General features: G+C 48.6%; 14 protein-coding genes, 1 tRNA gene and 1 rRNA gene (1 of these 16 only partly in view). 3 read left to right on the top strand and 13 right to left on the bottom strand.

What is annotated here, in order from left to right; all coding sequences use genetic code 11:
* Positions 1-26 precede the first annotated feature (26 nt).
* Positions 27-4,439, bottom strand: coding sequence for a DEAD/DEAH box helicase (locus ACR9FF_RS13565; protein ID WP_435171671.1), 4,413 nt, complete (start codon positions 4,437-4,439; stop codon positions 27-29).
* A gap of 206 nt (positions 4,440-4,645) precedes the next feature.
* Here ACR9FF_RS13565 and ACR9FF_RS13560 point away from each other — a divergent pair, with 206 nt between their 5' ends.
* On the top strand, positions 4,646-4,978 hold the full coding sequence (locus tag ACR9FF_RS13560; RefSeq protein WP_435171669.1) for a DUF5658 family protein: 333 nt from the start codon (positions 4,646-4,648) through the stop codon (positions 4,976-4,978).
* Here the strand turns inward: ACR9FF_RS13560 and ACR9FF_RS13555 are convergent.
* The 6 genes from ACR9FF_RS13555 to ACR9FF_RS13530 form a co-directional block, all read right to left on the bottom strand.
* Positions 4,969-7,083, bottom strand: coding sequence for a WG repeat-containing protein (locus ACR9FF_RS13555; RefSeq protein ID WP_435171667.1), 2,115 nt, complete (start codon positions 7,081-7,083; stop codon positions 4,969-4,971). The two genes, ACR9FF_RS13560 and ACR9FF_RS13555, sit on opposite strands and share 10 nt — an antisense overlap.
* Before the next feature lie 111 nt (positions 7,084-7,194).
* Positions 7,195-7,365: a DUF6954 family protein gene (locus ACR9FF_RS13550; protein WP_397370515.1), complete on the bottom strand. Its 171-nt coding sequence runs from the start codon at positions 7,363-7,365 to the stop codon at positions 7,195-7,197.
* 14 nt (positions 7,366-7,379) lie between these two features.
* Positions 7,380-7,760, bottom strand: a complete 381-nt coding sequence (locus ACR9FF_RS13545) for a glyoxalase superfamily protein (RefSeq protein ID WP_127499474.1) — start codon at positions 7,758-7,760, stop codon at positions 7,380-7,382.
* A gap of 94 nt (positions 7,761-7,854) precedes the next feature.
* Positions 7,855-8,202 carry a VOC family protein gene (locus ACR9FF_RS13540; protein WP_201008138.1) on the bottom strand — a complete coding sequence of 116 codons (348 nt, stop codon included), beginning with the start codon at positions 8,200-8,202 and terminating at the stop codon, positions 7,855-7,857.
* A 34-nt stretch (positions 8,203-8,236) separates the two neighbouring features.
* On the bottom strand, positions 8,237-8,695 hold the full coding sequence (locus ACR9FF_RS13535) for a VOC family protein (RefSeq protein ID WP_435171664.1): 459 nt from the start codon (positions 8,693-8,695) through the stop codon (positions 8,237-8,239).
* Positions 8,696-8,725: 30 nt separating this feature from the next.
* On the bottom strand, positions 8,726-9,196 hold the full coding sequence (locus ACR9FF_RS13530; protein WP_317981880.1) for a pentapeptide repeat-containing protein: 471 nt from the start codon (positions 9,194-9,196) through the stop codon (positions 8,726-8,728).
* Positions 9,197-9,354: 158 nt separating this feature from the next.
* On the opposite strand from ACR9FF_RS13530, the gene ACR9FF_RS13525 reads away from it, so the two are divergent.
* On the top strand, positions 9,355-9,849 hold the full coding sequence (locus ACR9FF_RS13525; RefSeq protein ID WP_435171662.1) for a DinB family protein: 495 nt from the start codon (positions 9,355-9,357) through the stop codon (positions 9,847-9,849).
* A 21-nt stretch (positions 9,850-9,870) separates the two neighbouring features.
* Here the strand turns inward: ACR9FF_RS13525 and ACR9FF_RS13520 are convergent, their stop codons facing one another.
* Genes ACR9FF_RS13520 through ACR9FF_RS13505 form a run of 4 tightly spaced genes read right to left on the bottom strand, consistent with a single transcriptional unit; the run spans position 9,871 to position 12,106 of the window.
* On the bottom strand, positions 9,871-10,314 hold the full coding sequence (locus ACR9FF_RS13520; RefSeq protein WP_435171661.1) for an NUDIX domain-containing protein: 444 nt from the start codon (positions 10,312-10,314) through the stop codon (positions 9,871-9,873).
* Positions 10,315-10,326: 12 nt separating this feature from the next.
* Complete coding sequence (locus ACR9FF_RS13515) at positions 10,327-11,145, bottom strand: class I SAM-dependent methyltransferase (RefSeq protein WP_435171659.1); 819 nt, start codon at positions 11,143-11,145, stop codon at positions 10,327-10,329.
* A complete protein-coding gene (locus ACR9FF_RS13510) occupies positions 11,142-11,900 on the bottom strand; it encodes an SDR family NAD(P)-dependent oxidoreductase (RefSeq protein WP_435171657.1) in 759 nt (252 codons plus the stop codon). The genes ACR9FF_RS13515 and ACR9FF_RS13510 overlap by 4 nt, the downstream gene beginning before the upstream one ends.
* A 2-nt stretch (positions 11,901-11,902) precedes the next feature.
* Positions 11,903-12,106 carry a hypothetical protein gene (locus ACR9FF_RS13505; RefSeq protein ID WP_435171655.1) on the bottom strand — a complete coding sequence of 68 codons (204 nt, stop codon included), beginning with the start codon at positions 12,104-12,106 and terminating at the stop codon, positions 11,903-11,905.
* 352 nt (positions 12,107-12,458) lie between these two features.
* Here ACR9FF_RS13505 and ACR9FF_RS13500 point away from each other — a divergent pair, with 352 nt between their 5' ends.
* A complete protein-coding gene (locus ACR9FF_RS13500) occupies positions 12,459-12,752 on the top strand; it encodes a Dabb family protein (RefSeq protein ID WP_435171653.1) in 294 nt (97 codons plus the stop codon).
* Between the two features lie 171 nt (positions 12,753-12,923).
* Here the strand turns inward: ACR9FF_RS13500 and ACR9FF_RS13495 are convergent.
* Positions 12,924-12,999: transfer RNA gene (locus ACR9FF_RS13495), tRNA-Thr, on the bottom strand.
* Positions 13,000-13,061: 62 nt separating this feature from the next.
* Positions 13,062-14,514: ribosomal RNA gene (locus tag ACR9FF_RS13490) — 23S ribosomal RNA — on the bottom strand (it continues 1,591 nt past the right edge of the window).

The raw sequence follows: 14,514 nt of genomic DNA, 5'->3' as shown, positions 1-14,514 counted from the left end.
CCCCTTTCCAGTATACGAAAGCACATCTATTTCAATTGGCTTTGCCATAATACAAGCGATTTCTGATCGCTCTCCGCCCCAATCTCCTTCAGCAGCTTCCCTTCATCCGTCAGCGCCACCGTGTCCCCGTTCCAGCGTTCCACCACAATCTTCGAGAGATGCTGGCGGCGCAGCAGCGTCATAAACATCCGCTTCAGCTCCTCTGCCGACGGTTGATTGGCTGATTCCCGCGGTTCCATCGTATGGATCCGTTTGCCGTTGTTTTCCATCCAGTACAGCCATTGATCTCCCCGCAGCACGAGGAAATGCCCAGGTTTCCTTGCAAAGGAGCAATCGTAACCTCCCGGCCATTCCATCAGCAAGCCAAACGGATTAGCAGGATCCACCGCCGACAGCAGCGTAAGCGATTCTTTTGCTGAGGTCCCTGAAGGAAAAGGCTTCCGAATGAGCTCGGCGATCTCCGGCGTCGTAAACTGCATCGTTATCGCTCCGTCGATAAACAAACCGCGCGTCAATGTGCCCCATTCCTCGAGCTTTCGAAGTACCGGCTGAAGACGATCCCAGCTGTAAGGCGTTACCGAGGTAGCCAGCTCCTTGGTCACAATCCCGTACGTATCCAGCACATGGCGGATCCAATACATCTCGGGAGGATCCGCGTCCGGAGATGTATTGCCGGAATTCCCTGCATCCTCGAAAGCCTCCGCCAGACTGCCTGTCCAGTACCATCTGCCAAGCCCCGACCCGGTCTTTGCCCAATCCTTGCCCTTCTTCAGCGTTAATAGCCGCAGGGGGGCGAACTGGTCATTGGATGCATGACCTTCCCAAGCGAGCTCCAATAGCGCTGTTAAAACCTCCGTCGGAAGCTTTCCCGTGTCTCTAGCCAGCCGGGTTAGGAAGCTAGCCCCGCTCCGCTTCAACAGCTCGAGCAGCTCCGGATGCGAAGCGGTTTTCTCTCTGCTCTCCGCCAGATAAGGCTCATAGATCGAACGGCTGCCTGCCAGGAAAAAGGCTACTTTCCCTTCCTTTTCCTCGGGCTGCTTCTTGCCGATCCAGACGACCTCTCCCGTTGCGCACAAAAGATCAAGCTCATCCTTCCGGTAATCCGTTACGCGGGACGGGAAAATAACCGACTCCCAATGAGATAGCGGCAGAAAAATGCCCTGCAGGCGCTCGATAACAAGCTTGAGACCTTCGCTGCCGCGAAGCTGCGCGCCTTGGAGCGCATGCTGGCGCAGCGCAATCTGCGCGCACCAGCGAATTGGTGATGCCGGCTGCACCTGCTTGCGGGCTTCCCCGATCGATAGACGGATCATGCGCTCAGCTGCGCGCCGGCTCGACCAGATTCGTTCCTCCGGCGATGCGGCAAAAGGCGCCTGATCGAGGCTGCCTTCCTCACGCAGTTTATCGATTAATCTCTTTGCTTCGATTAACGACAGCTTTGGATAACGCTCGCATAACTCAAGCTCTGTGAAAGCAATCCTGTTGTCGGCATACCGGCGGATAATAAAGGAAGCAGCTTCATCCGACTCCGGAAAAGCTTCGTAGATTTCCCGTTCATCACGGCAAATCCATCGGTATTCTTCTTTCGGCGTATCAGGCGACGGCTGATAGACGGCCAGTTCTCCGGATTGCAGAAGCTGCTCCGCCCATTCCAGTGGCCTCGTATCCGACAGCTGGATCAGCTCGTCCGGTGCAAGATCGCCCCGGCGCTTCAGCAAGCGAATAACATCGCCCGGTTCGCGAAGCTCCGGCTCCGGCTCGGAGAGCCTTTGCCGCTCCGCTTCCAGCACCTGCTCGGGAATTACGCTGCGGATAGCCTGCTCGCCGAACAAACGCCCTGCCATCTCCCTGCTTACATTCATCAGCTGCATTTGAATGGCCGGATCCAGCCCGTCGCCTTCGTAAATTCGCATATTTACGTAATCGGCCAGGAATTGGGTCGCCATCGGGGACGGAAATTCCGTCTCTTTGACCACTACCTCAATCTCACCATCCTGAATGGCGGTTAACAAGGTTCGCAGATCTTCCAAAGATAAATACTCGTGCAGGCAAGCCTTCATCGCTTCCGTCAAATAAGGAAAATGCTCGGCATACGGCAAGGCGGAACGAAGCAATTCCTCGCTCCTCAGCCGCTTCTGCCAGAGAGGCGTCCTGCCGAAGCTTCGGGATAACAGCAGAGAGGTTTCGGCAATATGACGGAAGGCTATCGCCAGCAAAGGCGAGCCTGTAATCGCTTCGGTAAGAAGCGGCTCAATATTAGCCGGCGTAACTCCCCAAATCGTCTGCAGCCAGGAGGAATCCCATTCCGGAAGCACGAATTCGATGCCATTGTCTTTGGCATTGCCATAGAGCCGGTAAGGCAGAAGCAGTTCGAACTGCCGCTCGATCGCCAGCAGCCAGGTCCGGTTAAGCCGCCTGCCAAACGGATTATGCATAATGACATGCGTCTGATTCATCAGATCGCGGTAGGTCTCAATGACGATGCGTTTGTCTGTCGGGAGCTCGCAGTTGGATAACTGGGAGCGGATTAACGACAGCAGCTGCTGCGCCGTATAATCATCCATCCGATATTGCCCGGTCAGCCAGCTGATCAGCTGATTTTCATCTTCCCGTTGAAGACGCTCTTCGATTTCCCCGATAAACGCCCCGACTTTTTGGCCAAGCGAATAGGTCCGCCCAAGTCCTTCAGCACGCCAAAACGGTATTTCGCTAAAGCGATTTCCCGCCTCGGATACATAGACCCGGTCCTTATCGATTCTGCGGATCATCCAACCGTTCATTCCAAGCTGAAACACGTCTCCTACGCGGCTCTCCTGTACAAATTCTTCGTCAAGCTCGCCCAGATGAACCCGGCTGTCCACATGATGCACCGGGTACGCCGAGCTCGACGGAATCGTTCCAGCCCCGGTCAAGGCGCCAATCATCGTATTCCGCCGCTTCACAAGCTGATCCGTGTCGCGGTTCCAATCCAGTAGCGGCCGCATGAACGGGTAAAAGCCAGCCAGCACCTGCAGCATGCCCCGAAGCTTGCCGACGGGGAAGCTTCTGTAGCTGTCGCTTCTGGCGATCAGCCTATGCAGATCGCCTACCGCCATGTCCTGCGCAGCAACGATGGATATCGTCTGCTGCGACAGGACATCCAGCCGATCCCGCGGGATCCGGATCGGCTCGATATCGCGCTCGGCAATTAGCTTGCCGAGCACGGCCATCTCCGGCAGCACGCCCCGCTGCCGGGCAACCATCGCGCCGCGGCTGGCGCTGCCGACGGCGTGGCCCGCACGGCCGATCCGCTGAATGCCGGATGCGGCTTCAATCGGGGAATCGAGCTGGATAACCAGCTCGATATGTCCCACGTCAATGCCAAGCTCGAGCGAGGAGGTAGCCACAATGCAGCGCAGCTCGCCTGCCTTCAGCATTCTCTCTACTTCCAGCCGGCGCTCCTTGGCAATACTGCCGTGATGGGCTCTCGCCATCTCGTAGCCGGCATGATCATTCAGCCGTAGACATAGACGCTCGCATAATCTCCGGCTGTTTACGAAAATAATGACCGAGCGGCAATCGGACATCAGCGCGAACAGCCTGTCCAGAATCGGGAGCCATACCGCATCGCGGGTCTGCATAGGCTGCGATTGATCAGGCATCGTTAACGATACTTCAAGCTTTTTGCTCATATGGCTTTCTACAATCGTGACCGGACGCGGCACCAGCCCCAGCGGATGTACGAATCCCTCGTTGTCGGTCTCTTGCCTCCCATCCGCTTGTCTGCCTTCCGGTTCCTCCCAGCCGCCAAGAAATCTTGCTACGCGCACAAGCGGCTTCTGCGTAGCCGATACGCCAATTCGTTGAATCCTTCTTCCGCATAACTCTTCCAACCGTTCGAGCGAAACGGATAGATGCGAGCCTCTTTTATCCGCGGCGAGATCGTGAATCTCGTCAATGATGGCATAGGAGACTGTCTTCAGCATCTCCCTCCCTTTCTCGGAAGTCAGAAGGATATACATGGATTCCGGCGTAGTGACCAGAATATCCGGCGGTTTCCGATACATAGCGGATCTAACCGAGCTGGTCGTATCTCCTGTCCGAACGCCGCTTCGGAGTCCCGGCCAGCTGTTATCCGATGAGGCGGCAAGCTTATCAATCTGTTCGATAAAAGCAACCAGATGATCATGAATATCGTTATTGAGCGCCTTAAGCGGCGTAATATAGAGCAGCCTCACGCCTGCTTGACGCTGCTGCTGCTTCATTCGGGCAATCCCATCGAGACATGGAAGAACGGCGGCCAATGTTTTGCCTGAGCCTGTCGGAGCGGCAATCAGCGTATTGTCGCCTGCTGTAATCGCTTTCCAAGCTTGTTTTTGCACGTCGGTCGGCTCGCCGAACGAAGCCTCAAACCATTCCGCAAGGGATGGATGAAAAGAAGATAATGACGAGCTCTGCATGACTTTCAGCTCCATCTGAATATAGTCGGACGCAATTCCTTTACTACTATATTATATCAGCACAACAGGGCAATCGCCAAAACGAATACGGCGCATGAAAGCCCTTCAGGAAAAGGAGCCTTTCATGCGCCAGCTTGCTTATTTTAGATACAAAATGTATCATAAATCTATAACACTTTTCCACTAATGGGACGTGATGCGCTGGAATGTCTGTCATCCTTCGTTTGCCGATAAGAGGGCTGCTGTTATGGCTGCTTTTATTCAGTCTGACCGATGCGGTATTTACCGATATCGGAATAAGATTAAAGCTTATAACCGAGCTGAATCCGTTTGTATCTTGGCTGTATAACTGGCACTCCATCGCTTATTACGGCGTTAAGCTAATATTTCCCGTACTCTTCTTGCTTATTTATCCTCGGTTAAGTGCCCGCTTATGGATCCGTTATTCGGCAGTCATCCTGTTCCTGCTCTACTTATTCGTTAACATGTACCATTTATTGTGGGTAGTCCTCGCTCTGGTGAACAGCCATCATGGATGAAACGAGCGCCAGAAGTCGCCGCGCTCATCAATGATGTTCATGATCTGGGAGTAAGGAATTCTGAACTCGGGAAAGCCTGCTGCATAAGGCGCAATCTCATAAGGCTCAAAATATAAATGAAGCGCATCCTGCGTTACGAAAAACGGTTGATCCGGTTTGATGCCTTTATACGTATCCGGAAAAACATAATCATACTGAGGGTCCGTTTTGATCTGTTCCCCTACGATATCGCTCAGCACTTTCACATAGTCACTGCCCGGTTTGAACAAGTCCTTCAGCGTATACATATCGCCATTCGACACATCGATATGGGCATAGACCTTCGTTGGCATGCCATGAGCTGCCCCGGCCGGGTAATTATACCCCGTCATTTCAATCTCCAGCAGATTTTTTTTGAACAACGTCACTTCGAAATCCCCGCTGTACGTATAGCCAAGCAGTTCATCGCCAGGGATCGGCTTAACCTGGGACATGACCTTAAGCGTTTCGTTCAACCTCTCTTGCGCGGCATGATCGGCGATGCCTTCCACAGCCGGATAATAGACGACATAATCCTTATTTGGCTTATACTTATGCTCCCTGACCAGATAAGGCAGGCGAAGCGGAATAACCGTGTTAGGTTCCCACACGATACGTCCATTCCGGTTGGCATATTGAATCCTCTGATCAATATTGACCTGAATCAGGTCATCCTCGAGTTTCAAGATACCGCTTCCCTGGAACTGCGGATACCCGGGAGCCGGATTTCCGCTGGTGTTAATGAAGAAAGTAGTCTTACCGTTGCTTGCCGAAGCGAGTCCTTTCCGATAGGGCTGTACGTCGGTATAGACAAATTCCGTCAAGCGTTTGCCATCGGAATCAAAGATCGCATACATCGAGCCAAGGAACGGTTGATCCGGATCAATCGCTTTCCCTACCGCATATCGCTGCTGGCCAATTGCCATGATATCGTTATAGATCGTCTGTATGACCAGATTTCCTTTTGTATCAATAACCCCGTATTCCGCGGCAAAATCCTCCGCGTTATTAACGATTGCCCGGCCATTCTGGAACGGAAACGCCGTCGAATAGGTCGGCTGAATTTTCACTGTGCCTTTCTCGTTGATATAGCCATATTTCCCATTCGCCGTCTGTTGGAAAGGCAATAATCCATCCCCCGGAACTCCTACAAAAGGAAAATGATATTCCGCTTCCTTTGAACCATCATGCCGAATTAAGGCATAAACATTGTCTTTTATTTTTACAACCGCATGTCTGTTGGAAAAATCGGTAGCATCTTCATACCGAAGCGGTATAACCTCTTTACCTGAACGGTCAATATAGCCATAGACGGTTTTGCCGCCTTCAAGCTGGTTGTTTACCATCGCTCTTCCATCATGCATATCTGCCATATAGGAATAACCATTGCTCGTGACGATAGCTCCTGAATCATTAAGCAGCTTGTATTTGCCTTTGTCGTCAATAACAACCGCTCTTCCTTCCGAAAAAGGAGCAATAAAGCTATAAACGGGTCTGACAAAATAAGCTCCCGTTGTGTTAATTAAGCCATTTCCATTATCCGCGCTTACAATAGCAAGCCCATTCGTTTGAAAATCCTCAGCACGGTCAAAGCGAGGGGGTATCACCATCGTGCCAATTCCGTTAATATAGCCCCATCTGGTTCCGCTTGTTGTTTTCTCGGATCCCGGATAGAGAGATATCGCTCGACTCTCCAAAGAACGATCATCGGGAACAATATTCCGGAAGCCAACAGGACTCCATTCGTAAACAGCTCGTTTCGTTTGTGCCTCCGCAGTCCGCCAATTAATAATAAGATTATTAACCATCCTGCTTGTTACGGGTGCGGCAGTCAGCTCCGTGACGCCGTAGCCTTCGCCTTTCGCGGCTGCCGCGATCGTCCATCCGACATGCCGGTATTGCAAAATATGGACATAAAGCTCTTCTTGCCAGCGATACACAACCGTCAGCTCCGGAACGCCATCCCCGCTTAAATCCTGGGGATAAATCGCATATTCGTTAGATGGATCCTCCATCATGACGAGTTCCGCCCCCGGAGGCAATGAAGATTGCGCCAATCGGATAATCTGGTCATTGATCCAGTCCATTCGCATCTGGTCCCCTTTCCCAGCACGTTACATCAACTCACTATTCGTATGCGGGAAATAAGGAGAAATATGACAGATTTTGAGCGGTGCTTGGACCGTTGACTGGGCAGGTTACCGAGTCTTCCTGAATATGAAGTAGGCGGCAAACGCAATCGCAGCATATATCAGAATAACAATCCCTAAAGTAATCATTCTCTCCTTCATGCTCCCGTCCGCAAACAACACGGGTCCAAGTCCAAAGAAAGTGACCAGCAGGAATATAATAAGCAATACAACACTCAGAAGTATTTTTATGTTCAGCCCTCCAACTTGCCTGACATCGGTTCACTGAAGACAATCCGGTTTCCGAACGGGTCTCCGATTCTGCACTCCAGCGTATTCCACGGCGTTTCTTCCAGTCCGGGTCTTGCGTATTTATATTTCTTGTCCAATAAATCCTTATGTAACTCCCTTATTCCGGTCATTTCGATACGAATAGCCGAGCCCGGGCTGCAGTCACCGTGATGTTCGCTCAGATGCAGTCTGATTCCCCCCTTTGAGATCTGCATATATAGAGGCATATCGGGTTCAAAACGATGCTCCCAATCCACATTGAAGCCTAGAAAGTCCACATAAAATTCCCTGGCTTTCGCCTCGTCAAATATACGAAGAATCGGTACCAGCTGTTCTAAGTTCATTATCGTATTTCCCCTTTATTTTGGTATTACGATCTCCAAATATATAGTAAAGAAGACTGCAATGGCAGCCTTCTTTGAATGAAATGCAATAGACTTATTTGCAAACCATCAGCAAATTCCCATCCGGATCCTTGAAATTAAACCAGTGGCCATTTTGGATTTCCGTAATTAGCTCAACATTTTTCTCCTGCATAAATGCATAAGCCTGCTCAATGTCTTCCGTATGAAATTGAAATGCCGGTGCCGTATACAAATTTTCGGTCGAGTAAATTTTGCTGTCCAACACAATGCTTGGCCCTTCCATCGGCAGGACGTAAATATGTCCGAAATAAATCTCGCCGTCTGCAGGTAGACCTAGAATATCGCAATACCAGTCGCGGGCATTTTCAACGTTGCTAACAGGGATAAAAATACCGTTGATTTTATTCGAGATAGGATTCATATACCTCCTGCTTTCTTCATGGAATAAAAAAAGGCTATGCCTTTCTTCGCATTGCGCCTAAAACAATATTATAATGGTCGGGATCATGGATATGGGCATTCTTAAACTCCCAGCCGCCATGTTCGCCAGTGAAAGGTTCAATCCCGATAATCCCGCCTCTGTCACGTACCTCTTCCACATATTCGTCGAATTCATCCCAGCCAATATGAATGTAAGTATCCCATGCGTAATCCGGACCGTCCCATTCCGTTGGATAGCTGTGACGCTTGGCAGAGACGGCATTTGGTTTAACATCCTCTCCGGAAACCGCCTGTTGAAGGATAAAACAAACCTCGTCGCGCTCCGCGTGTCCCCAATCGTCAATGGAAAACCCTAAACAGTCGCGGTAATAAGCTTGCGATTTTGCCAGATCCGATACTAATCGAACCTGGATGTTCTTGCCCAGTTTTACTCCGGATTTGCCCTTCTCATCTTCAAGGATTTGCTCGCTCATGATTCCAGCCTCCCATTCAGGATGATGAATTTACAGATCCTTAAGAAGATCCGATATCAGAATTCCGTTAATTCGGAGTCCGGCAATATTGCAGTTGTCGATATTAACATTAGATAAATCACAATTGTTAAAGAGGGCGGTCGAGAGGCTGCAGTTCTTGAAAGTGGTTGGTTCATATTGACCGTCGGGTTTGTATTGCGGCTCGCCTTCCTTTGGCAGAACGACATTCGTAAATTGGGTACCGATCAGATAGACATGATCAATGCTGGCATGACTGATATTTGCAAGCCTAATGTTTACCCCCGTCATGTTTGCATCGGTAACTAGAATTTCGCTCATATTCACATCGTTCAACTTCATGGCATTCATATTTACGTTATTGATCGAAGTTCTGGCCAGGCTGACATTATCGATTACCAGCTCTTCCGCGCGAACCTCCTGCCACTTCGCTCCTGAAATATCAGATTGCCGCAGATCAAACGGTCCAACTTTTAAGCTCATCCTCAGATCTCCTCCAATAATAGATCTTCAATCAGGTAATTCAATACAGAATCAAGCTTTACCTTTATTATCCAAATCATATCATGAAAAAAACACGAGAACAAGTGTTTGCATTTTGTTTGGATTGTGTTATGATTTTCTAAATTATTAGTGGAGGTATGGAGATAACGCAGAATGAAATTCTTTATTCATTTAACAATTTCTCTAATTGGATACGTTCATTGGAAAATACGAACGAAAAATTATGGTTTGCGCCAATTGAGGAGAAGAAATGGTCAATCAGCGAGATCATTGCGCATCTTTTTAATTGGGACAGATACCTTATATCCGAAATACTGCCCGCTGTTCAGATCGGCAATGAAATAAATTTCCCCGAGTATGATACGTTCAACAAGCGGGCTTCAGATTACATACAATCAGGTGTCTCTAAATCCAAGCTTATCGATGAAACAGTAGCTACAAGAAATCTATTAGTAAAATTGCTTCATGAAATGACTATCGAAAGGTTAAATAGGCGATTAACGGTTAATGGCGTAACTAATTGTCCTAGTACTGGAGCTCCTTATTCCCTTATTTATATCATTAAGGAATTTGCGGATCATGACACCCACCATAAACAACAGATCATGCGGTTTCTGAGCGGAAGCGTATAGCCCAGCTTCTCGGACTTGCGGTCAGTTGAAGAAATACGAATACTCCAACTCTGCGATTTTAAGCAAATCCGTACGCATCCCTTCGCCTTCCATTTTAATAATCATTTGTTTCGCTGTTTCTATATTCATCGTTACTCTGCCTGTTGTTTCAAATCCTTCCGGAATTTCAACGTATTGCTTCACTTTGGCGATTACAAATACCGTGTACGTATTGGTACTCTCCCAATACCATGCCGCTACCGGAATTCTCTCGTCTTCCAAAAACAAGCCTGCTTCTTCTACCGTCTCGCGGTCAAGTGCAATAATGAGGTCTTCGTCTCCCTCAACTCTGCCTCCGACCGTTGTCAGGCTCTGCTCGTATTTATCCCACACCATAACGATGTAACCATTTGAGGTAACAGGTATGCTATGAATTCCGGCAATCCGTTTGTCTGTTGGCCATACACCAAACAATGGTTTTAGCATTACCGATCAACTCTATTCTGTGGTATATTTAACCGCTTTAACCGAGAGCCATTGAGGAAGTGCCGCTGAAGGATTTTCACGCCAATCGGAATAGCTTTCCACTTCTTTAGCGGTTAAATTATCGCCTTCATTCTCTGAATCATCTACCCAGAACCAGCCATTTTCCGCATACATCTCTTCAATTCGTTTGATATGTAGGCTAGAGCTAACAACAGCGTTCAAAATATCCTGTATTCGCCATTTAAATGTGGGTACTTCTCCAAAAGGACCCGTCAGGTGATAGGGCTTATTTACAGTGAGTGCTTCCTTTGCCTTGATTCCAAACGGTCGCATGAAAGGATGAATATCGTACATGATATAGACTCCATCACTCTTCAGAACCCTACTTACATTATTGTACATGGACTTTAGATCATGAATCCACACGTGAACCCCATTCGAGGTGTAGACCAAATCATACTCTTCGCTTGGAAGCTGAGATAAAGTCATCGTATCCTCACAAATAAACTCGATATCCCAGCTATGATGCTTGGCAATGATGGAAGCGTTCTCTATTTGTTTATCCGAGATATCGCACGAAGTGACTTGCGCTCCCAACAGATGAAACGCAAAAACCGCATGATTATCTCCACTTGAAGGAACCAACACGCGTTTTCCTGTTAAATCCGGGAAGGCTTCTCTAATCAAGCCGTATGTCGTAGGATGAAAAGCGGATGCCGGAGACGATATGACTCTTGCAATCGCCTCTTCCGTTCTATATTTCAAATACCAGGTTTCTGACCACTCGTTCCAGCTGTCCTTTACCTTATTCTCACTACTCAATATGATCACTCCTCCAATTCACATGCCTGATACAGACCGCCGTTAACGGAGACAGAAGTGCTTATCAGACTAATGATTCGTCTCGCCACGCGAGCTGGATCGATTAAATTCCCCTCAGCCTTCTGTGCGGCAAAATAGCCAGCTAACGCCATATCCGACTCACGGGCTATCTGCTGCATAGGTGTATCCATCATTCCCGGATCAACCGAGTATACTTGAACTTCATTAACCTGCCGACCCTGCTCTTGTTCCATACCTATACATCGGGAGAACATATTCATCGCAGCTTTTGCCGAGCAATAGAGACTCATGTTTGGCGCAGGGTACTTCCCGGATCCGGATGAAATATTTACGATTTTTCTTACAACATGCCAGCCTGAGGTTAGTCGAATAAAAGCCGAGGTAAGCAGCATCGGAGCTGCAATGTTGAGCTGTATATTTTTCAGAATTTCCTCATCCGTGCAAAATTGTATGTCTTTTAACGGAGTGACTGACGCCGCATTATTTATAAGGGTTATTGATTTCAATTCATATTGATCGATAGCGGAAATAAGATCTTGTAGTACAGTTGGAAGGCTCTCTACTAGAGTAAGATCAACGGGGTAATAGAAGTATTTGCCGTCTAATGTATTTCGATCGATTTCCTCATTATCCGTTCGGGATAGGCCAATAACTGTGTTCCCTTCCTCTAAAAGCCTTTTCGTGAGCTCCGCGCCAAGTCCGCTGGATACTCCCGTAATGATGTAAACATGATTATTCAGCATAATCATCTCCTTTTCAGTTCCCTAATTTTAATCATATAATAGGTAACCGCACTGCCTACACCCATAAAACAAAAAACAATAGTCAGGAACATTAATCCGCTAACATAAGCATTATTCTTATCTTCCTCTATTAAGTACAGCAAAAGGATGAAAGAAACTACAAACGCTGCAATAAACAAGATACTCAGCAGCCCTCTCCATTTCATCCCCATCTCCCTCCTTCGGGAATTAGTCAACTTTATCTTCAACATTTTTCCAGTAAAAATAAGATTATCATATCTCTATGAACCATGCACGCAAAACTTCAGTCGAATAGGTTTGGTCAATATATAATGGTATACTCATGAAGGACCGATAGTTGCACTGAAGCCCAATCGTTCGGCCGTAAAAAAGATGGTGGTATCGCGAGATCGCCTAAAGGCTTATGCCTCCCAGCTCAAATCAAAGTCTTCGGCTGCCGCTTAATGAACTTCATTTATGAAAAGAACTAGAAATACGTTCCCATTTCATGCTATATTGCATTAGGCTAGAGATTTTGAAGAAGAGAGAGGTTACAACATGATTGATCGTACTATATTAGTAAAATTCGGCGAGCAAACGACCAACGAACAGTTCCAGGAGATCGTAGATCGCTTCAAGGCGCTGAAAGAACATTTGACTGGTGTTGTTGAAGTAAATGCCGGCATTAATTTCTCGGATAATAACAAAGGTTACCAACTGGTCCTTCGCGTCAGATTCGAAGATAACGCCGCACTGGAGGCATATGGCCCTAATCCTCATCACCAAGCTGTAGCAGCACTTATCCGCGAGTATGGCCGTGAGGATAGCATCGCAGCCAATATCGAAGTGTAACATAAAAAACAGCGGGCTCTTGATCAAGCGTCCGCTGTTTTTATGAGCAAATATACTTTTCATCAACTATTTAATTAACAGTACTTTGTTTCATAGGAACATACTTCAAATTCAAAATATAGAGTATAACAAAAAAATCCGATCACTAATGATCGGATTAACATTCTTAAATGGTGCCGGCGATAGGAGTCGAACCCACGACCTACTGATTACAAGTCAGTTGCTCTACCAACTGAGCTACACCGGCATAAAAGGTATATTTATACCTTGAAAACTGGATGCGAAAGTTTGAAATATCTTAAGCTGTAGTAGGATAAGCCCTCGACCGATTAGTATTCGTCAGCTCCACACATTGCTGTGCTTCCACCCCGAACCTATCAACCTCGTCGTCTTCAAGGGGGCTTACTAATTGGGAAATCTCATCTTGAGGGGGGCTTCACGCTTAGATGCTTTCAGCGCTTATCCCGTCCGTACTTGGCTACCCAGCGGTGCTCCTGGCGGAACAACTGGTACACCAGCGGTACGTCCATCCCGGTCCTCTCGTACTAAGGACAGCTCCTCTCAAATTTCCTGCGCCCGCGACAGATAGGGACCGAACTGTCTCACGACGTTCTGAACCCAGCTCGCGTACCGCTTTAATGGGCGAACAGCCCAACCCTTGGGACCTACTTCAGCCCCAGGATGCGATGAGCCGACATCGAGGTGCCAAACCTCCCCGTCGATGTGGACTCTTGGGGGAGATAAGCCTGTTATCCCCAGGGTAGCTTTTATCCGTTGAGCGATGGCCCTTCCATTCGGTACCACCGGATCACTAAGCCCGACTTTCGTCCCTGCTCGACTTGTTGGTCTCGCAGTCAAGCTCCCTTATGCCTTTGCACTCTCCGAATGATTTCCAACCATTCTGAGGGAACCTTTGGGCGCCTCCGTTACATTTTAGGAGGCGACCGCCCCAGTCAAACTGCCCACCTGACACGGTCCCTCTACCCGATTCAGGGTAGCAGGTTAGAACTCCGATACGATCAGGGTGGTATCCCAACGTCGCCTCCACACAAGCTGGCGCTCATGCTTCTCAGGCTCCCACCTATCCTGTACAGATCGTACCAAAGTCCAATATCAAGCTGCAGTAAAGCTCCATGGGGTCTTTCCGTCTTGTCGCGGGTAACCTGCATCTTCACAGGTATTAAAATTTCACCGGATCTCTCGTTGAGACAGCGCCCAAGTCGTTACGCCATTCGTGCGGGTCAGAATTTACCTGACAAGGAATTTCGCTACCTTAGGACCGTTATAGTTACGGCCGCCGTTTACTGGGGCTTCGGTTCACAGCTTCGGATTGCTCCTAACCGCTCCCCTTAACCTTCCAGCACCGGGCAGGCGTCAGCCCGTATACTTCGCCTTACGGCTTCGCACAGACCTGTGTTTTTGCTAAACAGTCGCTTGGGCCTTTTCACTGCGGCCCCCTCGGGCTATTCACCCTACCGAGGCACCCCTTCTCCCGAAGTTACGGGGTCATTTTGCCGAGTTCCTTAACGAGAGTTCTTCCGCGCGCCTTAGCATGCTCTGCTCGCCTACCTGTGTCGGTTTGCGGTACGGGCACCTTCACCTGGCTAGAGGCTTTTCTTGACAGCCGGAGTACATGACCTTCGCTACTGCAATTTTCGCTCCCCATCACAGCCTAGCTTACGCGAGTCGCGGATTTGCCTACGACTCTGCCTCACTGCTTGGACAGGCTATTCCATCAGCCTGCGTCACTGCCCTTCTGTGT

It is taken from the genome of Paenibacillus glycanilyticus, from assembly GCF_051200795.1.
In the GTDB taxonomy this organism is placed as follows: Bacteria; Bacillota; Bacilli; order Paenibacillales; family Paenibacillaceae; genus Pristimantibacillus; species Pristimantibacillus glycanilyticus.
Note: the sequence above shows the minus strand (reverse complement) of the source record. Positions and strands in the feature narration are given on the sequence as shown.